We start from the raw sequence: 20,643 nt of genomic DNA on the forward strand, positions 1-20,643 counted from the left end.
ATTGCCTTCCAGCAATCCTTGACAAACGCATCACATACCCCCGGGTTCGAGAAAGGCGACGCCAATCCAACGCCACCCACACCGATAGTACGTGAATCATCTGACGCCTTCAGCGTCATGCGTGTGATTTCATTCTCAGCACCAATATCTATTCAGTCACACCTCGTCCGAGTCGACCCAAGACAGCTCGGACTCACCGTGTGACATGAAAAGTCACAAGAGACGGGAGCGTGACACCCCTTTGTAGCGAGAGGTGTCACACACCCCTTTCATCACCGGGCCTTGGGCTTGCGGCTCGACGCAGGCTTCGCGGCGGGCGTCGCGCCCAGGAGTCTGGCGATGTGCGAGAGCTCGCGCTCCACCGCCGCGTCGGCGGGTGTCTTGCCTTGGGCGTCCTTGCGGCGGGCATCGGCTCCGGCGCGCAGGAGGAGCTCGATGACGGGCCCCCGGTCCAGGAAGCACGCCATCTGGTGCAGCACCGTCCATCCCTTGCCCGCGTTGGGGTTGGCGCCCACGTCCAGGAGCGCTTGCGCGGACTGGGGCACCCGGGCATCGAAGAGAGGCGTCCGGCCGTTCACGTCGAGCGCCTCGACGGCGGCGCCCCCCTTCACCAGCACGGGAACACACGCCACCGCGTCATTCTCGGTGGCGCGGTGCAGGGGCGTGGCCTTCTCGTCGTCGACCGCCGTGGGAGACAGGCCCAGGGCCAGCAGTTCCTTCACCAGCGCCGAGTCGTCCACCATGGCCGCCACGTGCAAGAGGCCCTGCTTGCTGTCGTTCCGGAGGTCCAGGTTCGCCCCCAAGGCACGCAAGGCCAGCACCCGCCCGACGCGGCCGAATCCACCGAACCCGGGTCCCAGGAAGGGAGCGGCATCATCGCCCGCGGCCAGCAGGAGCGCGGCATCCAGCTCCTTGCCCTTCTTCCCCTTGGGACGTGCCACGGGCGTCTGCTTCCGCAGCCACGCGAGGAAGCCTTCGTCGGCGAAGGCCCCCTCCAGTCCACAGAAGCACGCGTCGTCATCATCGGGCACGTCGAGGATGCGGCGCGCGGGCGTCCGCGCCATCGAGTCGAGCAGGGAGGGATATCCCTTCACGCCCTGCCGCACGGCACGCCAGGCCCCGAGGCCCCTGCGCCCTCGCGAGAGGTCTGGCAGTGCCCGGAAGCCCTCCGCCTCGTCCAGCGCGGCCTCCACCTCGTCGAGCTCGGCGTTGGAGGGCGTGCCGCGAACCCGATCCTCGGCCCAGAGGCTCAGCGCCAGGGCGCGGGCCCGCTGGGCATCACTCAGCTTGCCCCCGGACTTCGTGCCCTTCGTCAAGGCGAGGACCTGGTCGCGAAGCCTCCAGTGTTCCGCCTTCATCTCCCGCTCCCAGCGAAGCGGGTCCGTGCGCCGGTAGGCATCCAAGGACCAGCTCAGGGAGTGCAAGGCCATGAGCCGGTCCGGCTCCACCTCCAGCACCTGCCGCAACAAGGCCATCGCGTCGTCGAGCTGAGGGGGCGCGTCGTCGAGCAACGCGTCCACCTTCTTCATCAGCCGGGCGACATCCACCTTCTTCCGAGCATCCTGAGCACGCGCCATGTCGCGCGGACCCTAGCGCGCTCCCCCTCCCGCGTCCGCCTACTCCCGCGTCGCCTCGACTCAGAGCGAGAGAGGCTCCTGGGCGGGCTGCAGCGGCACTTCGGGCTCGGATTCGGAGGGCGCGGAGGGCTGGGGCGCGTGCTCCGCGCAGAGCGTCGACCCGTTCGTGGGGCACCGCCCCCCATCCTCCAGGTCGAACCGCCAGCGATGCCGAGGGCACACCAGGTAGCGCCCCTCCTCCACCCACCCCTCCGACAGGTCCGCGCCTTGGTGAGGACAGAAGCGCTGGACGGTGAAGCGCCGTCCCCCCGCGTCCACCACCGTCCGCTCACGCTGGGACTCCGTGGAGCGCACGCCCTCGCAGAAGGCGCGGAGGTCTTCAATCTCCACGCCCAGGAAGCCGTGGAGGATGGGCTCATAGACATCCGGCGACCGGCTCAACCGCAAGCGGAAGGACAAGAGGAAGTCCTCCCACGTCAGCTTCCGGTCGAGCACCCGGACCAGGTCCACGGCGCTCACCTTCATCGCGTAGCGCGTCGACTCGTGGATGGAAGGCACCTCGTCCACGCGGCGCGCCTGGAAGTCCACTCGCAGGAGTCGCCGCGGCAGCTCCGTCAGCTCCACATACAGCGGCATCCCCACGCGCGCGTGCAGGTCCAGGTGGTCCAGCTTGCGCTGGAGCTCCACGCGGAGGCGCTCGTGAATCTCATCGACCTCGGCGCGGAGCATGTTGCGGCGCCGCTCGCGGAACAGGTGCGCCATGTCCGCCGCGTACGCGCGCAGGTACGCCTCGAAGCGCTCCTCCGTGAGGCGCTCACCGTCGAGCGAGACATAGTCCAGCGTCCCCGCGTCCAGCACGTCGCCCGGCATCGACTCCAGCTTCTTCAAGTTCGCGGACGGGAGGCGCTGGTCCAGGAAGCGGAACAGCTGCGTCGCGTTCGGGAAGATGTTCACCTTCTCGAGGTTGAGGTGGAACAGCGTCGGGTCCAGGAAACACGCCGGGCCCGCCGAGGCCAGATAGGCCCTGGGACGCAGGGTCTCCAGCGCGCGCGACACCGCCTCGAACTTGCTCTCGCGCTTCTTCAGCGAGATGGCCGCGTAGGTCTCCTGCGGGTACTCGTAACAAGTCGGATGCCAGATGGCGCCGGAGAACTGGGCCGTGAAGACGTCGACCGGGCCTTCCTCCTCGGCGATGCGCGCCAGCCGGTCATGCAGCTTGCAGTCGTTGAGGTTGAGGAAGCACTGGCCATCCCCGCGCACCATCACCGCGGAGTCCCGATTGGTCCCCTGCTCCGAGACGAAGAGCTTGATGTAGCCGCCCTTGATGGGGACCTCGCGGCCATCCTCGCAGGCGATGACGCGCTTGCAGCCATACTTCGCGAAGACGTCCTGGAGCTCCGAGCGCAGGAAGCGCGGAATCACCACGGTGAAGTCCCGGCGCTGGAGCGTCGCGAGGAACTCCGGGTCGAAGTGGTCCTTGTGCTCGTGGCTGACGTAGAGGAAGCGGTCGCGCCCCGGCGTCTCCAGCAGCGCGCGCACTCGCGGCGCCAGGTGGTGATTGCGAGGGAGCTGCATCCACGCCGAGTCGAAGGCTCCTCGCTCGGACAACCACGGGTCCATGACGACGACGCTCGACGCCGTCTCCACGGCGAAGCCCGCATGGCCCAGGAAAGTGATTCGCATGTCCCCCGCCCTTCGCCCGAAGCAGGCGAGCGCCACGCCGCGCCCGCCCCCACCCATGCCGCGCGCTCTCACACCGGCGCGAACTAGGCTGGCCCGCGCCCGAGGCCCCGGCTACCTGCCTCCCAGTCGGGAGCCCGCGTCCGCGCGATGACACGACGGACGCTGAACGCACGAAGGGCGCGGAAGGTCATCGCCTCCCGCGCCCTCGAGGTGTGGCTACGGCTGGATTTCGCGGACCGACAGCCACTTGAAGTCGACGTCCTCCGCGTTGTCCCAGCGGAAGGTGGCGATGGGCCCGCCCCACGTGATGGGCATGGGGCCCGTGGCGCCGCCGCAGTGCTGGGCATCACCGCCCCAGTCCCCCGCATCCACCATGTCGTGGACCTTCTTCCACGTCACCTTGTCGGCGTTCTCGTTGACGTACAGCTCCAGGCGCACGGCGTCCTTGCCATTGACGGAGGTGTTGCGCATCACCGCCTTGAAGCCCACCCAGCGGCCTCGCAGCGCGGACGTAGCCGGCTTGTAGGGCGCCTGCTCGTACGAGACATGCCACGTCTCCTTCTGCCACCGGGCGCGGCCGTCGTAGTGCAGGCCGCCCTTGTAGCTGCTGCCCTCGCAGCCGGAGCTCTTGTCGTTGTGCTTGCCGCCGCGCGCATACCAGTCGAAGTTGTCCGACGTGTCCGACGAGGCGTTGAGCTTCACGAAGCCCGTCATCTCCACGTTGCGCCAGTCGTTGGGCGCCTGCATGTAGCCGCGGCTGGCCAGCACGTCCCGGTCATACGTGGGAATCTTCGCGGCCGAGTAGCCCGTGGACGTGGTGACACCCATGCGCACCTTGTTGCTCTTCATCTTCCAGGAGCCATCCGCGTTGCGGGTGACGGTGCCCTGAGGGTCGAACCGAGGGTCCGCGTTGGGGTTGTCCGCCAGGCTCCAGGCCTCGCCCCCGGACAAGGACGGGTAGAGCATCTTCACGCCGAACGCGTCGGTGCCCGCGGGCTCCGGTGTCGGGTCGGGATTCGGCGTCGGGTCGGGATTCGGGGTCGGCTCCGGGACAAGCGGGGGCACGGGCGTCGGATCCGGCGTCGGCGTGGGAGTCGGGTCGGTGGATGGCTGGTGCGGCTGCTCGCCGGGGGACGGAAGGTCACCCGGCGAGGTCACTCCATTGGAGCCCGAGTCGGCACTGCAGCCCGTGGCGGACAACGCGAGCAAGGCCCCGCACAACGAGGCAAGAAGTCGATTCCGGATCAAGCGGCGGTCCTTCTTCGAGGGGCCGAGAGAGAGACAGGAACCGCTGGCGCCGATCGCCCTGCGAGTCCTCGCCGCGCCCACCTCGCCTGAGGCCAGGATTGCCTCGGTGCGGGGACGCCTGGTTGGTCTCAACGGCCCGGTGTTGTTGATTTTCCAACCGGACGGCACCCAACCCACCGTCCCTCACGGCCCTTCCCCAGCCCTCCGCGCCCGCCTGGTGTCCCCCCGACCAGCCCCGAATCCGGGTCCATCCTTCGGTTTTTTCGATGGAGCGCGACCGGAATCCCTATTTGTCGAAGAGAACGGCGGCTCTTATCTGAGTCCCACCTATGGAACCCATACATACCGTCGGAAGTCCTGTCCTCTGGGGCGGCTTCGTCGCTTTCGTCATCGCCATGCTCGCGCTGGACCTGGGGGTCTTCCACCGGAAGGCCCACGTCGTGGGCTTCAAGGAGGCGCTTGGCTGGAGCACGGTGTGGATCAGCCTGGCCTTCGTCTTCAACGGGTTCATGTGGTGGAAGTTCGGGAGCGGACCGGCGGTGGAGTTCCTCACCGGCTACCTCATCGAGAAGTCGCTCTCCATCGACAACGTCTTCGTCTTCGTCGTCATCTTCTCGGCGCTGCGAATCCCCCAGCTCTACCAGCACCGGGTGCTCTTCTGGGGCATCCTCAGCGCGCTCGTCCTGCGGGCCATCATGATCTTCGCGGGCGTGGCGATGCTGGAGCGCTTCCACTGGCTCATCTACGTCTTCGGCCTGTTCCTCATCATCACGGGCGTGAAGCTCTTCATCCAGCGCAACAAGGAGGACCACCCCGAGGAAGGCTGGATGATGCGCACGGCCCGCCGGGTCATCCCCTCCACCACGAACTTCGACGGGCACCACTTCTTCACCGTGGAGAACGGCCGCAAGCTGGCCACGCCGCTGTTGATGGCGCTGGTGCTGGTGGAGGCGTCGGACATCCTGTTCGCGCTCGACTCCATCCCGGCCATCTTCGCCGTGACGCGTGATCCGTTCATCGTCTTCACGTCCAACATCTTCGCCATCCTGGGCCTGCGCTCACTGTTCTTCCTGCTGGCCGGGGCGGTGGAGAAGTTCAGCTACCTGAAGGTGGGCCTGTCGGGCGTGCTCATCTTCGTGGGCACGAAGATGGCCATCATCGACATCGTGAAGATCCACCCGATGGTGTCGCTGGTCGTCATCGCCACCATGCTGGGCGCGAGCATCGTCGCCTCGCTCATCAAGGCGCGGAACCTGCCCGCGCACCCGCCGGCGGATCCACTGGCCAAGCCGTCGGAGAGCTGACGCCGTCCCACCGAGGCGCGCCTGGCAGTCGAGCCGGGCGCGCCCCTTCCTCGAGCAGACCGAAGCGCGCGGGGCGCCGAGAAGCCGTGAGCCGAAAAGCGAAGAGGCCGTGAACCCTTGGGTTTCCCCTTGGATTCACGGCCTCTTCTTGTTGGGCGCAGCAGGGTTTGAACCTGCGACCCCTGCCGTGTGAAGGCAGTGCTCTACCGCTGAGCTATACGCCCCTGCTCTGTGTGCCGCGCCGTCCGTGTGCGACCGGCGGCGGCGACGGGGAGCTAGATGCCATCTGCTCCCTCAGGTGTCAACGCAATTTCTACGGGAGGTCATCCAGCTTCTCGTCCAACTCCCGCAGGCGGCGCTTGAGACCGGACAGCTGCTTGCCCACGGCCTTGAAGTCGCTGCGCGGCGCGAAGTGGAACGCCTTCATCAGCTCCTCCTGACCGCGGTCCAGGGCCTGCTTGCCCCGCTGGACCTTCCCGATGGCGTTGGCGATGGCCATGGCCCGCTTCTCGTCGGCCATCAGCTTCTCCATCGCCTTGCCGGAGACCTCCAGCGCCTGCTTCTTCAGACCATCGCGGATTCCCATGGCGTGCCCCCCGAGCTACGGCTCGTCGACAAACTGCGTTTGCAGCCGCGCGAAGACGCGGTCCGCGATGCCCTTGTACTTCATGCGCTCGATGAGCGGCTGAAGGTCGCCCTTCATGGTGATGCGGCGCTTGAGCACCGCCTCCACCGGATCCAACGTCCCCTGGAGGAGCTGCTTCCAGACCGTGTACGGCGCGCGCGCCAGATACACGGGCTCCAGCTCATCCAGGTCATCGGGGTCCGCGAGCACACGCGCCTTCTCGATGCGGCAGTCCCCAGGGACGACATGCACCACGAAGGACTTGGGCAGCTTGCCCGGCTCGGCTTCGATGACGGCTCCGAAGTCGCCCTTCCAGCCCTTGCCGGCCACGGCGCACTCGGGGTCCTCGTTCGTGAGCCGGACGGCCTCGTCCAGCCACTCCTTCGACGGAAACTTCGGCATGACCTACTCCTACTACCCTCTCCGGAAGATGCTCTTGATGCTGGAGAAGAGGCCCCGGTCATCGCTGGTGCCGTTGGAGCTGGGCACCTGCTGGGTGTTGCGCGCGGAGACTTCCTGGAGCGCCTTCTTGAGCTGCTCCGGGGTGTCTCGCGTGGCCAGGTCCACCTTCCGCATTCCGCTGGCGTCTTCCACCTCGACCTGGAGCAGACACTCCTCGGTGAGCCGGAAATCAATCTTCCGCCCCGCCGCGGCGGACGACACGCGCACCGTCCCCAGATACTCGTTGTCCACCATCAGGTCGCTGTCCCCCTGGAAGATGTCCAGCTCGATGTACTGCGAGCCGGACTCCTTGGGCGGAGGAAGGCGGAAGCTCTTCACCATCGGGATGAGGGAGTTCTTCTCGATGATGCGCTTCACGCGGCCGTTGGGCAGCGCGTAGCCGATGGGCATGGACACCGCGTCCAGCAGCGTCACCGCGTCGATGCTGCCCAGCGAGTCCCCCAGGAGCGCCGCGCCCAGGGCCACGCACTCGTCCGGGTGGACACCCTTGCGGGGCGGCTTGCCGAAGTGGGCTTGAATCTTCTGCTGCACCAGCGGCATGCGGCTCTGGCCGCCCACCAGGATGATCTCGTCGATCTCGGAGCGGGCGATGCCCTTCTCCGCCAGCACGCGATCACAAATCTCGAACGTGCGGTCCACCAGGTCGCCGGTGAGGCTGTTGAGGAACTCGCGCGTCAGGGGAATCCGCAGGTCCAGCGGCTTGCCCTTGCGCTCGTCGATGAAGGGCAGGTCGATGACGACGTTGGGGATCAGCGTCAGGTCGATCTTCGCCGCCTCGGCGGCGTTCTTGATGCGCTGGAGCGCGATGGGGTTCTCCGTGAGGTCGACCTTGGTCTCCTCGCGGAAGCGCTCCAGGACGTACTCGATGATGCGGTTGTCGAAGTCCGCGCCGCCCAGGAAGGTGTCGCCGCCGGTGGCGAGGACCTCGAAGACATTCCCGGCCAGGTGGAGCACGGAGACGTCGAAGGTGCCGCCGCCCAGGTCATAGACGAGGATCTTCTGGTCCAGGCCCCGGTTGAACCCGTACGCCAGCGCGGCCGCGGTCGGCTCGTTGACGATGCGCTTGACGTCGAAGCCGGCCAGACGGCCCGCCTCCTTCACCGCCTGGCGCTGGTTGTCGGTGTAGTAGGCCGGGACGGAGATGACGGCCGCGTCGATGGGGCCGCCCAGGAACTGCTCGGCGATGGTCTTGAGCTGGGCCAGCACGAAGCTGGAGACCTGGGGCAGCGAGTACAGCTTGCCGCCCATCATCACCGCGGCGTCGCCGTTGGGCCCCTCGACGATGTCGTAGGGGAAGGAGCCGCGCAGGTCCTCCACCGACTTCGACTGGTACTTGCGGCCGATGAGGCGCTTGGTCCCCCAGAGCGTGTTCCGGGGGTTGGTGATCATCTGGTCCTTGGCCACGCCACCCACCAGCAGGTCGCCCTTGCCCGAGAGGGCCACGACGGTGGGGAGGATGAGGTTGCCGCGGTCCGTGGGGACGATCTTCGGGATGCGGTTGCGCACGGACGCCACCAGCGTGTTGGTGGTGCCCAGGTCAATCCCGACGATGCGAGGTCTGTCCGCCATGAAGTTCACGGGCGCGGGCCACAGGGCACGCGCCCCCGTCCCCCACTCTGTATCACGTCGCGCCGTTGTGCGCGCGTTTCTGGGCGCCGGGCGTCAGTCCTCCTCCGGGGAGACGAGCGCCACCGGGCCATCGGACCCCAGGGAGGGTCCCGCGCGTACCGCCTCGGTGGAAGCCAGGGTGAGCCGCTCATAGGGCGCCCCCTCCCCGGCCGGGAGTTCTTCCAGGAAACGGGACGGGCGCAGCAGGATCCGCTCCCCCTCCCGGGGCAGCACCGACAGGGGGTACACCAGCGCCAGGGCGTCCCGCGCGCGGGTGGTGGCGACGTAGAAGAGCCGCCGTTCTTCCTCCTCCTCCTCGGCCGTCCGAGCGGCCTGGGACATGGGGAAGCGCCCATCCACCAGCCAGAGGACGAAGACGGCCCGCCACTCCAGCCCCTTGGCCTGGTGGACCGTCGAGAGTGTCAGGACGTCTCCGGCCGCCTCGGCCCCCAGGGCCTCCTTCGCGGCGAACTCGGCGACCAGCGCGAGTTCCGAGAGGAAGCGCGGCAGGTCCTCGAACCGGCGGGCGAACGCGGCGAGTTGCCGCAGGTCCTCCTCCCGTCCGTCCTCGGGGGTCGCCTCGGCCGCGAGCGCCTGCGCGTACCCTCCGGACAGGACCTCCTCGATGAGGCCCCCCGGGTCCGCCACCGCCCCCGGACGTCCCATCCGCCCCATCAACCCTGCGAAGCGCTCGAAGGCGGGCCGGGACTTGCGAGACAGGTGGGATTGGACCTCGTCGCGCACGAGGCCCTCTCCCAGGGGGAGGCCCTCCGGCAGCGCGCGCAGGGACGTCCACAGGTGTTCCGCCGTCGTCGGTCCTACCCCTGGCACCGCGCGCACCACCCGCTTGAAGGCGAGCTCGTCCCCGGGGTTGTTCACCAGTCGCAGGTGCGCCAGCACATCCTTGACATGGGGCTGCTCGAAGAACCGGACGCCCGAGCGGACCCGGAACGGGATGCTCCGACGGGCCAGCTCCAGTTGGAGCTCCAGCGAGTGGTTGTGCGCGCGGTAGAGGACGGCCATCGCCTCCAAGGGGAGCCCGCCCTCGCGCAGCGCCGTGATTCGCTCCACGACCCAGCGGGCTTGATCCGCCGCGTCCAGCGCCGGCACGACCTCCGGCCGAGGCCCGGGGGCTCGCTGCGCCGTGAGCACCTTGGGGAACTGCCGCTCGTTCCGGGAGATGACGGCGTTCGCGAGCTGGAGGACCTCCGGAGTGGAGCGGTAGTTGCGCGTGAGCGTGAAGACGGCGCAGCCCGGGTGACGCTCGGGGAAGTCGATGATGTTGGCGAAGTGCGCGCCCCGGAAGCTGTAGATGGACTGGCAGTCGTCGCCCACCACCGTCAGGTCGCCGCGCTCCCCCGCGAGCAGATCCACCAGCTCCCCCTGGAGCTTGTTGGTGTCCTGGTACTCGTCCACGAGGACGCTGTGGAAGCGCTCCGCCAGCTCGGCACGCACCGCCGGCTGTTCGACGAGAAGCCGCTTCAGGTTGAGCAGCAGGTCGTCGAAGTCCATCAGGTGCAGCTGCGCCTTGCGCTGCCGGTAGCGCGTCGCCGTGACGAACACCTCGGGGGCCATGGGCACGAAGAGGGGGCGCCGGTCGACGAGGACGTCCGAGAGGGACTGCTGGAGGTTCGTCGCCAGCGACACCAGCTCCAGCATCAGCTCCGGTCGGGGGATGCGCCTGTCGCTCTTGAGCTTGCGCTCGGCCAGGCAGGACACCATCAAGTCCCGGGCATCCTCCCGGTCCAGGACGGTGAAGCGCTCCGAGTACCCCAGCGCGCTCGCGTGCCGCCGCAGCAACGTGTGCGCGACGTGGTGGAACGTGCCTCCGAGGATGCGCTCCACGTCCACGAAGGAGCCCACCAGCTCCTTCACGCGCCGGGACATCTCCCGGGCCGCCTTGTTGGTGAACGTCAGGAGGAGCAGGTTCTCGGGGAGGACACCCCGCTCCAGCATGCGCGCCACCCGGAAGGTGAGCGTGCGCGTCTTGCCGGAGCCCGCTCCAGCGATGACCATCACCGGCCCCGCCGCCGCATCCACCGCCTGCAACTGCTCCTCGTTGAGCTGCCCGGCGTAGTCGATGCGCGACGAGGAGCTCGCCGGGGCGAGCGTGGGCGAGGTGGACATGGGGCCCGGGACTCTAGGGCACCGGCTTGAGCGCGGTCAGCCTCGAGGACGCCGCCTCGCGCACCTCGGGCGACGGGTCTCTCTCCCGGGCCAGCTCCAGCAGGACGCGCCCCACCTGGGGCAGCTTCGCGCCCACCGAGGCCAGGGCCTGGGTGCGCTCCTTCACCCCACCCTCCAGCCGCTCGGAGACGCCCCGGTCCGCGCACGTCCGCACGCCCGGCGTCTGCTCCCGCAGGAGCAGCTCCGCGTCCGCCAGCCGCGCCTCCGACAGCCGGCGTGCCTCCTCGGCCCGGCGCTCGAACTCGGCCAGGTCCTCGGGGAACTCGGTGGAGGCCGCGCGGGCCCGGGCGATGGCCGCCGCCGCGAACCGCGCGTTGACGGCCGCCGCGCACAGCTGCCGCGCCGAGGCCAGCGGCACCTTGCCTTCCGGAGACACCGTCTCCTCGCGCGCCACGCTCAGCGCCCACACCGCGAGCTGACGCGCCGCCACCGCCGCGGAGAAGGGCTGCTTGCGGCTCTCGCGGATGTCCACCCACCGGCGCAGCACCACCGGGTCCGGCACACCGGAGTCGAAGGCGCGCTGGTACTCCGTGGACGCCTGGCCCAGCTGGCCCGACAGGTCCAGGAGCACCGCCACCGTGAGGTACATCTCCGCGCTGCTGGCCTTCTCGCGCAGGGCGTCCAGCCGCGAGGCAATCTCATACTCCGCCACCGGCTTCGGCAGCGCGGCCAGCACCGTGCGCAGCGACTCCAGCGCGTTCTGGCGGATCAACGGGTTGCGAGCGGCGCGCAGCGTGTCCAGCAGCGGGTCCAATGCGCGCACGGAGACGTGCTGCCCCAGCTCCTCCGCCGCCTGCCAGCGGTCCAGCGCATCCGGCGCGACCAGCGCGCGCTTCAGGTCCTCGAGGTCCCGGAGGTAGTGCCCCACGTAGGCGGCCCGGACGAGCGGCTCGGGGTGGTTGAGCGCGGCCCGCTCGGCGCGAGCTCGGGCGAGGCGCGCGGGGAACGCGGTGAGCTTGCTCCCCAGCGGATGCCCCTTCACCCGCGCCTCCGCCTCGTCCACCAGGCCCGAGACGAGGAGCCCCTCGACCTCCAGCTCCAGCAACAGCATGCGCGCCTCTTCGCGGTGCGTGCCGGCCGGGAACTCCTTGAGGTAGCCGAACAGCTTCGTCGCACCCGCCGCCTTCGCCTGCTCGAACGCCTGCGCGTCCAGGCGGGACTCCACCTCAAGGCGACGCGGGTCATCCGGCTTCTCACGCAGGTACTCGGCCAGCCGCCGGGGGTCCTGCGTCGTGGCGAGCTCTTGCGACTCCACCTCCGCCATCAACCGCTTCGCTTCGTCGCGCTGCGTGCCGTCCGGATGCTCCTGGAGGAACTGGCGCCAGGCCGCCACCGTCGCGGCCTCCTTCGCGGCGTTGAAGCGCAAGCCCTCCAGCAGCGTCCTCGCGGTGCGCGCGTGCGGCCCGTCCGTGTACACGCTCAGGAAGCGCTTGTAGGCGAGCACCGTGTGCAGGCGCTTCGCCTCCTCGAACTCCAGCTCCTCCATCCGCGCCTCGGCGGCGTCGGTGTCCGGGTGCGTGGGATGTTCTCGCAAGAAGGCGCGGTAGGCTTCCACCGTGTCCGTCCTCGCGGCGCGGTCATACGGGGATGGCATGCAGCCAGCGGACAACACGAGGACCACGACGGCGCGGCGGAGGGAGACCATTCTCCCTCAGCAATACCGCACCCGGGCGCACCCGGAAACCCGAGCCGCCATGGCCGGTTGCCTGGGTAGGTTTTTTGACGACACACCCGTGCGGGGGGAGCATGGGTGCCTCAGGACGCTACAGGGAGGTCGCGCATGCGGTGGCTCACGCTGATGGGATGGCTCGCGATGATGGCGACCGGATGCGCCACCCCCTCCAACCGCCTGGAGCCGTGGCTGGACTCGTATGCCGTCCGCTACCACTCCGCCTCCCCGCCCGCCTTCCCGCGCGAGTCCCTGTCGAGCGCGGTGGCGTCTTCCGCCGAGCCCAAGGCCCCCGCCGCCCGGCGCCCGCCCGCGCGCGCCACCGCGTCGAAGCCTCCGAAGGGCAAGCCCGCCACCGTGGCCGTGAGCACGAGGGCCCCTCGCGCCGTTTCTCCCCAGGCCCGCGCGACGGTGATTGCCGCCGCCCGCTCCGTGGTCGGCAAGCCCCAGGTCACCTTCGACGGGCGCAAGTACCCCGCGGACTGCACGGGCCTCATCGAGGGTGTCTATGCCCAGGCCGGCCTGTCCTTCCGAGGCACCCTCAAGCCCGGCGACAACGGCGTCACGGCGCTCTACCGCTACGCTCGTGCCCATGGCCGCGTGTACGAGGACGGCCGCCCGGTGCCCGGTGACCTCGTCTTCTTCCGCGAGACGTATGACCAGAACCGGGACGGCCGCCGCAACGACGGCCTCACCCACGTCGGCATCGTCGAGGACGTGGACGCCCGGGGCACCGTCACCGTCATCCACCGCGTGAACCGGGGCGTCGTGCGCTACCGCATGAACCTGGACCGCCCCCACCTGCCTCGGGACCCGAAGACGGGCGAAGTCCTCAATGACTTGCTCCGCCACCCGGGCCCCAACAGGGACCCGGTCCTCACCGGGCAGCTCTTCTCCTCCTACGGAAGCGTGCTGCCCCTGTCCCCCGCGCCGAAGAAGCCCGCCCCCATTCCTGTGGCCCTCCGGTAGCGCCCGCGGCGTCAGGACGCTCGAGCGGTGCGGTCCCACGCGGCGCGCTGCGAGTTGCGCAGGAAGCGCCAGAAGCCCACGACGATGGCCAGGTTCATCGTGACGAAGTAGTAGGCCACCGAGGCCACCCGCTTCGCCGTGCCCCGCTTCAGCGCCCCCACCTTCCCCAGGTACGCCAGCGCGTAGAACAGCCCCTGCGCCAGCAAGGTGAAGCGGTAGAACACGCTGTCGAGCAGGAACAGGTTGGCCACCAGCGCGACGCCCATCAACGCCGGCGCGAACCAGCGCAGGAGCTTGTGGGACCAGAACGCGAACGCCGGGAAGCCCGCCGTGGGGAGCAGGAGCCCCGGCACCATGCGAAGGCTCTGGAAGTTGCCCGCGGCGATTCTCGCTCGGCGGCCGAACTCCTTGCCGTAGTCCTCCGTCGTCTCCTCGTGGGCCACGGCGCCCTCTTCGTAGACGACCTTGTAGCCCTTCTCGAGGATGCGCAGCGGGATGACGAAGTCATCCACGATGGTGGACGGGGGGAGCTGGGTGAAGAGCGTGCGGCGGATGGCATACAGCCCCCCGTTGGCGCCCACCACGGCGCCTCGGCGCCCCTCGTACAGCTTGATGAGGGACTCGTAGCTCCAGTACGCACTCTCCTCGTAGTCCTTCTTCGTCGGATTGAAGAGCCGCAGCTTGCCGCAGACGGCCCCCACTTCCGGGTCCTCGAAGTGCCGCACCAGCTTCTGGACCGCGTCCGGCTCAATCATCGTGTTCGCGTCCGAGAGCACCACGATGTCGCCCCGGGCCGCGGGGATGCAGCGATTGAGCACCGTCGTCTTGCCCGCGCGCGGCGCTGGCGACAGACGCACCCGCTCATCCTGGCACCGGAGCACGTGCTCGTCCGTCCCATCCGTCGAACCGTCCGAGCCGATCAGCACCTCGAAGCGCTCGGCGGGATAGTCGAAGGCGAGGCTGTTCTCGAGCTTCTGCTCGATGCACGACGCCTCGTTGTACGCGGCGACGACCAGGCTCACCGAGGGCGCCGGCGAGCGGCTGGCCACGAGGTCCTCGGCCGCGTCACTCCCTCGCATCGCCCGGATGTTCTGCACCACCTGCGCCACCCCATCCAGAACGAAGAGGCTCAACGGGTACAGAAAATATGTGTGCGCCAGCAGCAATGCGGCGCACCAGAAGAAGACTTCCGCCATCGACCTTGCCTCCCAAACCCAGTCCCCGATTCCACCCGGGGGATGAGCAAGAGGCATGCCCCGCGCTCCGCCTGTGGCGAGAGGCTTCGCGTGGACCTCGAGCGTCGTGACTGGAATTTATCCAGTCATTCGCCTTGCGTTTGTTCAGGGTTTGGAGCCGTGGGCTTCGAGCTGCTTGAGCAGCTTGCGCGCCACTTCGTGGTTGGGATTGAGGGCGTGGACGACGTCCAGAAGTGAACGGGCGGACGCCTTGTCCTCCTGGCGCAGGGCCATCCGCGCGCCCAGGACGTGTGCTCGCAGCAGCGTTCCGTCCGCCTCGCGGAGGGCCTCGAGGTCCTTCTTCGATTGCTCGACGGAGGTGGGCGGGGAGCCGGAGCTGAGGACGTACTCGGCGCGGGCGAGGGTGCTCCAGACCTTGGGGGCGCTCTCGACGTTGCGCAGACGCTCCGCCAGGGCCAGGGCGTCGGGGGAGGCTCTCACGGCGGCGTGGAGGGCTCGTGCCTTCACTCGGGCCACGAGGGCGGGCGTGGGCTCGACTTCCGGGGCTGGCTCGAGGGTCGCGGCCAGGGCATCCACTTCGTCGCGGAGCCGGGTGAGGTCCGCCTTCAGCGGGCCACCGAGACGCGTCGCCTCGGAGAGCTCTTCCGCGCGGGCGACGAGCTCGAGGGAGTCCGGTTCGAGGGTGCCCATCTCGCGCTGGAGCTGCTCGGCGCGGAGGCGGAGACCTTCGACTTCGGCTTGGAGTTCGCCCAGGCGCAGGCTCAACGCGACGAGAAGCTCCGCGCGGGCCTCGACGTACTTCGGATGCGCGACAGTCAGACGCTTGAGGCTGTCGATGGCGGTGGCGCGAGTGACTTCGTCGTCCCGGCGGAGGAGCGCTGCGGCCTCGTCCTTCGCGGTGACCGCCGCGGTCGGCATGTTCGCATCGCGGTCACGCCAGGCGGGATAGGCGAGCACTCCCGCGAGGAGCACTCCGCCCACCACAAGCAGTCCCCACACGATAGGAGATGCGCGATTCGCTGGCTTCGCGCCCGGGGCGTCCTGAGCGGAGTCTCGCGATGCGGCGAGGAGCTCGGGAGGCAGGGACACCGGGCCCCGGAGGTAGGCGGGTTGCTTGTCGCTGCTCGCCTTGGGGCTTCCGATGGGTGATTCATCCACGGGGAGCAGCACGCGCGGAAGGGGCTGCTCCGCGCCCGATGCGCCACCGTAGAGCGACGTCTTTCGCTGGGCGGGCTCGGGGGCGGCGGCGCCGAAGAGTTGCGTGGCCCGCGGTGCTCCCGCCGTGGCATCGGGTTCGGGCCGCAGCGGGCTCTCGCCTGGGAGCGATGGGGTCGCGGCCGCACCGTGGGCATCGGTTGTCACGGCACCGAAGGTCATGGTGCGCCCGATGGGGGCCTGCGCGTTCCCCGGGAAGACGGGAGAACTGCTCGGAGATGAGGCGGACTCCGGGCCCCCCAGGGTGACGGGGGCGCTCGACGGCGGAGCAGTTTGCGCGGGCTTCGCGGCGCCGAACACTTGCGTCGAAGTCGGAATCGTCTGGCCGCTGTGACCCGAGCTCACTGCGCCGAACGTCTGCGTCGTGTTCGAAACGGCCGGAGCCGCTGCGGTCACGCCTACCGCGCCGAACGTCTGTGTCGTGTTCGGGATGGGGTGTGCGTTTGCATTCGCCCCTACCGCGCCGAACGTCTGTGTCGTGTTCGGAATGGGGTGCGCGGCTGCATTCGCCCCTACCGCGCCGAACGTCTGCGTCGTGTTCGGAATGGGTTGCGCGGCTGCATTCGCCCCTACCGCGCCGAACGTCTGCGTCGTGTTCGGGATGGGGTGTGCGTTTACGGTCGCGCCTACCGCGCCGAACGTCTGAGTCGTGTTCGATGCGGCGTGTCCCGTCGCGCCCAAGGTCCGCGCGGGAGTCGGAGCAGCTTGTCCCGTTGCGCCCACCGCCCCGAACGTCTGCGTCGTATTCGAGACGCCCTGCCCCACCGCCCCGAACGTCTGCGTCGTATTCGGAACCACCGCACCCTGCCCGCTCGGCGGCGTCTGGCCTGAACCGAAGAGCTGCGTCTTCATCGACGCGGGCGTCGAGGCCCACGAGCCGCTCGGTGTGCGCCCCCCCGCCTCTTCCACAGGCCCGGGCACCGGGCGCGGCGCCTCCGTCGGAGGCACCACCATGAACACATGGTTACACCGTGTGCACTGCATCGACGCCCCGCTCGGCGGCAGCAGCCGAGCGTCGAGGGCGTACTGCATCGAGCACTGAGGGCAGGAGATCTGCACGTCGCGTGCTTACCACACAGCCCCCGTATCGGGCGCCGCCCCCAGCACCGTGGCCGTCTGCAGGGTCTTCAACCGGGCAGCCCCGACTCCAGGCACCTCGTCCACCGCCTCCCAACTCCCGAACCCGCCCGCCACCTCGCGCGCCTCCACCAGACTCCTCGCGAGCGAAGCCCCCACTCCCGGCAACAACGCCAGCTCCTCCGCCGTGGCGACATTGAGGTCCAACCGCCTCCCCAATGCCAGCGCCCGCGCCCCCGTCGGCCAATCCCCCTCCCCACACGTGGCCACGCCATCCGCGCGCAGCCGCACCAGGTCCGGAGGACAATCCAACGCTGACGCGGAATCCGGCCAACGCGAGCGCACCACCGCCCCCAACCCCATCACCCCCAACGCCACGACCGCGAGCGCCGCGGTGCGCCTCGCCACCGGCTCAGACCTTCTCGCCCTTGAGGGCCGCCGTCTCCGACACGGTCACCACACCCTCCGGAGGCAACGGCTGGTCCAACCCGAACGCCGTGTGCAGCGCGCGCACCGCCAGCTCCGTGTACTTGGAGTGCACGACACACGAGACCTTGATCTCCGAGGTGGAGATCATCTGGATGTTGATGCCCTCGGAGGACAGCGCCGTGAACATCCTCGCCGCCACGCCCGAGTGGTTGCGCATGCCCACGCCGACAATGGAGACCTTGGCGATGTTGTCGTCGGTCTCGATGCCCAGGGCCTGAATCTCCGCCGCCGCCTTGCGCACCACCTCCTGCGCCTTGGCGAAGTCGGACTTGCCCACCGTGAAGGTCAGGTCCGTGCGCCCGTCCTTCGACGGGTTCTGGACGATGAGGTCCACCACGATGTGCTTCTCATCGAGCGGCCCGAAGATCTTCGCCGCGATGCCCGGCACATCCGGCACCCCGCTGACGGTGATCTTCGCCTCGTTCCGGTCATACGCCACGCCGCGGACCAGCACGTCCTCCATGGACTTGTCCTCCTCGCAAACGAGGGTGCCCGGGTCCTGGGAGAACGAAGACTTCACCCAGAGCGGCACCTTGTACTTCATGGCGAACTCGACAGAGCGAATCTGCAGCACCTTCGCGCCCACGCTCGCCAGCTCCAGCATCTCCTCGTAGGCGATGCGCTCCAGCTTGCGCGCGGCGGGAACCATGTTCGGGTCCGTCGTATAGACACCATCGACGTCCGTGTAGATTTCACACGCGTCCGCCTGGAGCGCGGCGGCCACCGCCACCGCCGTCGTGTCCGAGCCTCCGCGCCCCAGCGTCGTGACGCTCCCCTCCTCGTCCACGCCCTGGAAACCCGCCACCACGACGATGTGGCCCTTGGCCAACGCCGAGCGGATGGGCTGCGCGTCGATGCTCTTGATGCGCGCCTTGGAGAAGGTGCTGTCGGTGACGATGCGGACCTGGTGCCCCAGGAAGCTCGTCGCTTTGCCGCCCTGCGCGTGGATGGCCATGGCCACCAGGCCGATGGACACCTGCTCACCCGTGGCGACGACCACGTCCTGCTCCCGCTCGTCCGGCCGGTCGGTTATCTGGGCCACGAGTTTGAGCAGCCGGTTCGTCTCCCCGGACATGGCGGAGACGACGACGACCACGTCGTGCCCCGCACGCTGTGCAGCCAGACACCGACGAGCGACGTTCTTCATCCGCTCGGTGTCACCCACGGAGGTACCACCGTACTTCTGGACGATGAGTGCCACGGGCTCCATGACCTCCCTGCGTCAATCGCGCGGAGCTATACGAGCACCGCTCCCGGGTGTAAAGCCCCGCTGCCGCTGACCTTAGACCTCGCCAACTCTTGGAGCCCCAATGTCGCGCCCTCGAATCCTGATTGACGGTGACACCCTGACGCTGGAGCAGATCCTCCAGGTCGCTCGCAACGAGGTCACCGTGGAGCTGGCCCCCGAGGCCGCCGCCCGCGTTCGTGCCTCGCGAGCCCTCGTGGACCGGGTCGCCGCGGGAGACACCCCGTCCTACGGCATCAACACGGGCTTCGGCACCCTGGCCGAGGTGCGCATCGACAAGAAGGACCTCAGGGACCTGCAACGCAACCTCATCCTCTCTCACGCCTGCGGTGTCGGCACGCCCCTGCCGCTCGGCGAGGCCCGCGCGTTGTTGCTGCTTCGTTGCAACGTTCTCGCCAAGGGCTACTCCGGCGTCCGTCCGGAGACGCTCGCGCTGGCGTTGGAGATGATCAACCGGGACGTCGTCCCCGTCGTCCCCGAGCGCGGCAGCGTGGGCGCGTCGGGTGACCTGGCGCCCCTGGCCCACCTGGCGCTCGTCTTCATCGGCGAGGGTGAGGCCTACTATCAGGGCCAGCGGCTCCCCGCGCGAGCGGCGCTGGAGCGCGCGGGCCTCCAGCCCGTCATCCTCGAGGCCAAGGAGGGCCTGGCGCTGGTCAACGGCACCCAGGCCATGTGCGCGGTGGGCACCCTGCTCCAGCTTCGCGCCGAGTCCCTCGCCTCGCTCGCGGACGTCGCCGGCGCCATGACGCTGGAGGGCCTGCTCGGCAGCCACAAGCCGTTCATCCCTGAGATTCACGACATCCGAGCCCATCCCGGCCAGAAGGACTGCGCGGCGCACCTGCGGCGCATCCTGAAGAACAGCGAGCTGGTGGAGACACACGTCAACTGCAGCAAGGTGCAGGACCCGTACTCGCTGCGCTGCATGCCGCAGGTGCACGGCGCGGCGCGCGAGGGCCTGGCCTTCGCTCGGCGCATCCTCGAGGTGGAGGTCAACAGCGCCACGGACAACCCGCTCGTCTTCACGGAGACGGAGCGCATCGTCTCCGGCGGAAACTTCCATGGGCAGCCCATCTCGTTGGCAATGGACGTGGTGGCCATGGCGCTCACCCAGCTGTCCTCCATCAGCGAGCGGCGCGTGGAGCAGCTGGTGAACCCGTTGCTGTCGGGCCTGCCCGCGTTCCTCGCGAACTCGGGGTTGAACTCGGGCTTCATGATCGCGCAGGTGACCAGCGCGGCGCTCGTGGCCGAGTCGCGCGTGCTCAGCCACCCTGCCTCGGTGGACTCGATTCCGTCGTCGGCGGGCCGCGAGGACCACGTGTCCATGGGCATGACGGCGGCGCTCAAGGGCCGGCAGGTGAGCGACTTCACCCGCTCGTGCCTCGCCATCGAGATGCTGGTGGCGGCGCAGGCCCTGGACTTCCGCCTGCCGGTGAAGCCGGGCAAGGGCGCGCTGGCCGCGTACGAGCTCATCCGCTCGAAGGTGCCGCACATGGACCGCGACCGGGAGCTGCACAAGGACATCGAGGCCGTCACCCAGCTCGTCGACTCCGGCGCCATCATCGAGGCCGTGCGCTCCGCCACCGCCTGAGCGGCGCTTCGCATCCGCCGCTGACATGACGACGGCCCGCCCCGGAGCACTCCCGGGCGGGCCGTTCTCGTTCAGCGCGACGAGGACTCAGTCTGGAATGACGTCCTCCGGCCGAACCGGGCACAAATCGGTGGTCGTTCTGTATGCGGACGAGGACCCCCACTGAGTCCATCGCCCACAACCACAGCCGCTGTAGCCCACCCAGTACCGATAGGTGGCATCGGAATAGTAGAGCGTCCCGGTCGTCGAGCCCGAGCAATCCGGGACGCGGTCCTCGCGCGTCCCCAGGTCTTGCGCCTCGACGTCATCCACCGGGGACCCACCACACCCCGCGAGCATCAGCCCCACCGCGAACAACATTCCGCTCATGAGCCTTCTTGCATGCATGCGTGCCTCCAGGGACAAAGTCTGGACTTCACAGCATTCAAAGAATAGCACGCAAAACACTCAAAGAGAACACGACCAACACCCGAAGTGAATAGCAACAACCAGCCTGCATC

General features: G+C 68.8%; 16 protein-coding genes, 1 tRNA gene and 1 pseudogene. 3 read left to right on the plus strand and 15 right to left on the minus strand.

The window, feature by feature from the left end; translation table 11 throughout:
• Positions 1-272: 272 nt before the first annotated feature.
• The 3 genes from MYSTI_RS22265 to MYSTI_RS22275 form a co-directional block, all read right to left on the minus strand.
• A complete protein-coding gene (locus MYSTI_RS22265) occupies positions 273-1,577 on the minus strand; it encodes an ankyrin repeat domain-containing protein (RefSeq protein WP_015350046.1) in 1,305 nt (434 codons plus the stop codon).
• Positions 1,578-1,637: 60 nt separating this feature from the next.
• Positions 1,638-3,260 (minus strand): Rieske 2Fe-2S domain-containing protein, encoded by a 1,623-nt coding sequence (locus tag MYSTI_RS22270; RefSeq protein ID WP_015350047.1) that lies wholly within the window; start codon positions 3,258-3,260, stop codon positions 1,638-1,640.
• Between the two features lie 216 nt (positions 3,261-3,476).
• Positions 3,477-4,508 (minus strand): hypothetical protein, encoded by a 1,032-nt coding sequence (locus MYSTI_RS22275; protein ID WP_015350048.1) that lies wholly within the window; start codon positions 4,506-4,508, stop codon positions 3,477-3,479.
• Between the two features lie 329 nt (positions 4,509-4,837).
• Between MYSTI_RS22275 and MYSTI_RS22280 the strand changes: the two genes are divergently transcribed.
• On the plus strand, positions 4,838-5,812 hold the full coding sequence (locus MYSTI_RS22280) for a TerC family protein (RefSeq protein ID WP_015350049.1): 975 nt from the start codon (positions 4,838-4,840) through the stop codon (positions 5,810-5,812).
• 152 nt (positions 5,813-5,964) lie between these two features.
• Here the strand turns inward: MYSTI_RS22280 and MYSTI_RS22285 are convergent.
• The 6 genes from MYSTI_RS22285 to MYSTI_RS45340 all read right to left on the minus strand — a co-directional run bounded on the left by MYSTI_RS22285 (position 5,965) and on the right by MYSTI_RS45340 (position 12,339).
• A tRNA-Val gene (locus MYSTI_RS22285) sits at positions 5,965-6,036 on the minus strand.
• An 89-nt stretch (positions 6,037-6,125) separates the two neighbouring features.
• Positions 6,126-6,398, minus strand: a complete 273-nt coding sequence (locus MYSTI_RS22290) for a hypothetical protein (RefSeq protein WP_015350050.1) — start codon at positions 6,396-6,398, stop codon at positions 6,126-6,128.
• Positions 6,399-6,413: 15 nt separating this feature from the next.
• Positions 6,414-6,839 (minus strand): SCP2 sterol-binding domain-containing protein, encoded by a 426-nt coding sequence (locus tag MYSTI_RS22295; protein ID WP_015350051.1) that lies wholly within the window; start codon positions 6,837-6,839, stop codon positions 6,414-6,416.
• Positions 6,840-6,851: 12 nt separating this feature from the next.
• On the minus strand, positions 6,852-8,468 hold the full coding sequence (locus MYSTI_RS22300; protein ID WP_015350052.1) for an Hsp70 family protein: 1,617 nt from the start codon (positions 8,466-8,468) through the stop codon (positions 6,852-6,854).
• 93 nt (positions 8,469-8,561) lie between these two features.
• Entirely contained in the window at positions 8,562-10,634 is a 2,073-nt protein-coding gene (locus tag MYSTI_RS22305; RefSeq protein ID WP_015350053.1) for an ATP-dependent helicase, read from the minus strand.
• Between the two features lie 13 nt (positions 10,635-10,647).
• Positions 10,648-12,339 carry a serine/threonine-protein kinase gene (locus MYSTI_RS45340; protein ID WP_015350054.1) on the minus strand — a complete coding sequence of 564 codons (1,692 nt, stop codon included), beginning with the start codon at positions 12,337-12,339 and terminating at the stop codon, positions 10,648-10,650.
• 135 nt (positions 12,340-12,474) lie between these two features.
• Between MYSTI_RS45340 and MYSTI_RS22315 the strand changes: the two genes are divergently transcribed.
• Complete coding sequence (locus MYSTI_RS22315; protein ID WP_015350055.1) at positions 12,475-13,332, plus strand: CHAP domain-containing protein; 858 nt, start codon at positions 12,475-12,477, stop codon at positions 13,330-13,332.
• An 11-nt stretch (positions 13,333-13,343) separates the two neighbouring features.
• Here the strand turns inward: MYSTI_RS22315 and MYSTI_RS22320 are convergent, their stop codons facing one another.
• From MYSTI_RS22320 to MYSTI_RS22335, 5 genes and pseudogenes are all read right to left on the minus strand, one after another.
• A complete protein-coding gene (locus MYSTI_RS22320; protein ID WP_015350056.1) occupies positions 13,344-14,528 on the minus strand; it encodes a glycosyltransferase family 2 protein in 1,185 nt (394 codons plus the stop codon).
• A gap of 144 nt (positions 14,529-14,672) precedes the next feature.
• Positions 14,673-15,905: a coiled-coil domain-containing protein gene (locus tag MYSTI_RS44765; RefSeq protein ID WP_052351044.1), complete on the minus strand. Its 1,233-nt coding sequence runs from the start codon at positions 15,903-15,905 to the stop codon at positions 14,673-14,675.
• A 795-nt stretch (positions 15,906-16,700) separates the two neighbouring features.
• Positions 16,701-16,802 (minus strand): annotated as a pseudogene (locus MYSTI_RS45735) (zinc-ribbon domain-containing protein); the annotation flags it as partial.
• 9 nt (positions 16,803-16,811) lie between these two features.
• A complete protein-coding gene (locus MYSTI_RS22330; RefSeq protein ID WP_015350058.1) occupies positions 16,812-17,228 on the minus strand; it encodes a ComEA family DNA-binding protein in 417 nt (138 codons plus the stop codon).
• 4 nt (positions 17,229-17,232) lie between these two features.
• Positions 17,233-18,510 carry an aspartate kinase gene (locus MYSTI_RS22335; protein ID WP_044900557.1) on the minus strand — a complete coding sequence of 426 codons (1,278 nt, stop codon included), beginning with the start codon at positions 18,508-18,510 and terminating at the stop codon, positions 17,233-17,235.
• A gap of 109 nt (positions 18,511-18,619) precedes the next feature.
• Between MYSTI_RS22335 and hutH the strand changes: the two genes are divergently transcribed.
• The gene (gene hutH / locus MYSTI_RS22340) at positions 18,620-20,143 is read left to right on the plus strand and encodes a histidine ammonia-lyase (RefSeq protein ID WP_015350060.1); all 1,524 of its coding nucleotides are present in this window, start codon (positions 18,620-18,622) and stop codon (positions 20,141-20,143) included.
• An 87-nt stretch (positions 20,144-20,230) separates the two neighbouring features.
• Here hutH and MYSTI_RS22345 read toward each other — a convergent pair whose 3' ends face one another.
• Positions 20,231-20,512 (minus strand): hypothetical protein, encoded by a 282-nt coding sequence (locus MYSTI_RS22345; protein ID WP_233277928.1) that lies wholly within the window; start codon positions 20,510-20,512, stop codon positions 20,231-20,233.
• Positions 20,513-20,643: the final 131 nt, after the last annotated feature.

Source organism: Myxococcus stipitatus DSM 14675 (assembly GCF_000331735.1).
GTDB classification, from domain to species: Bacteria; Myxococcota; Myxococcia; order Myxococcales; family Myxococcaceae; genus Myxococcus; species Myxococcus stipitatus.

Coding starts and splice junctions, on each gene's coding strand:
- MYSTI_RS22290 (WP_015350050.1), bottom strand. CDS start 6,398: ATGGGAATCCGCGATGGTCTGAAGAAGCAGGCGCTGGAGGTCTCCGGC.
- MYSTI_RS44765 (WP_052351044.1), bottom strand. CDS start 15,905: ATGACCTTCGGTGCCGTGACAACCGATGCCCACGGTGCGGCCGCGACC.
- hutH (WP_015350060.1), top strand. CDS start 18,620: ATGTCGCGCCCTCGAATCCTGATTGACGGTGACACCCTGACGCTGGAG.
- MYSTI_RS22270 (WP_015350047.1), bottom strand. CDS start 3,260: ATGCGAATCACTTTCCTGGGCCATGCGGGCTTCGCCGTGGAGACGGCG.
- MYSTI_RS45340 (WP_015350054.1), bottom strand. CDS start 12,339: ATGGTCTCCCTCCGCCGCGCCGTCGTGGTCCTCGTGTTGTCCGCTGGC.
- MYSTI_RS22305 (WP_015350053.1), bottom strand. CDS start 10,634: ATGTCCACCTCGCCCACGCTCGCCCCGGCGAGCTCCTCGTCGCGCATC.
- MYSTI_RS22345 (WP_233277928.1), bottom strand. CDS start 20,512: ATGAGCGGAATGTTGTTCGCGGTGGGGCTGATGCTCGCGGGGTGTGGT.
- MYSTI_RS22300 (WP_015350052.1), bottom strand. CDS start 8,468: ATGGCGGACAGACCTCGCATCGTCGGGATTGACCTGGGCACCACCAAC.
- MYSTI_RS22320 (WP_015350056.1), bottom strand. CDS start 14,528: ATGGCGGAAGTCTTCTTCTGGTGCGCCGCATTGCTGCTGGCGCACACA.
- MYSTI_RS22280 (WP_015350049.1), top strand. CDS start 4,838: ATGGAACCCATACATACCGTCGGAAGTCCTGTCCTCTGGGGCGGCTTC.
- MYSTI_RS22265 (WP_015350046.1), bottom strand. CDS start 1,577: ATGGCGCGTGCTCAGGATGCTCGGAAGAAGGTGGATGTCGCCCGGCTG.
- MYSTI_RS22315 (WP_015350055.1), top strand. CDS start 12,475: ATGCGGTGGCTCACGCTGATGGGATGGCTCGCGATGATGGCGACCGGA.
- MYSTI_RS22295 (WP_015350051.1), bottom strand. CDS start 6,839: ATGCCGAAGTTTCCGTCGAAGGAGTGGCTGGACGAGGCCGTCCGGCTC.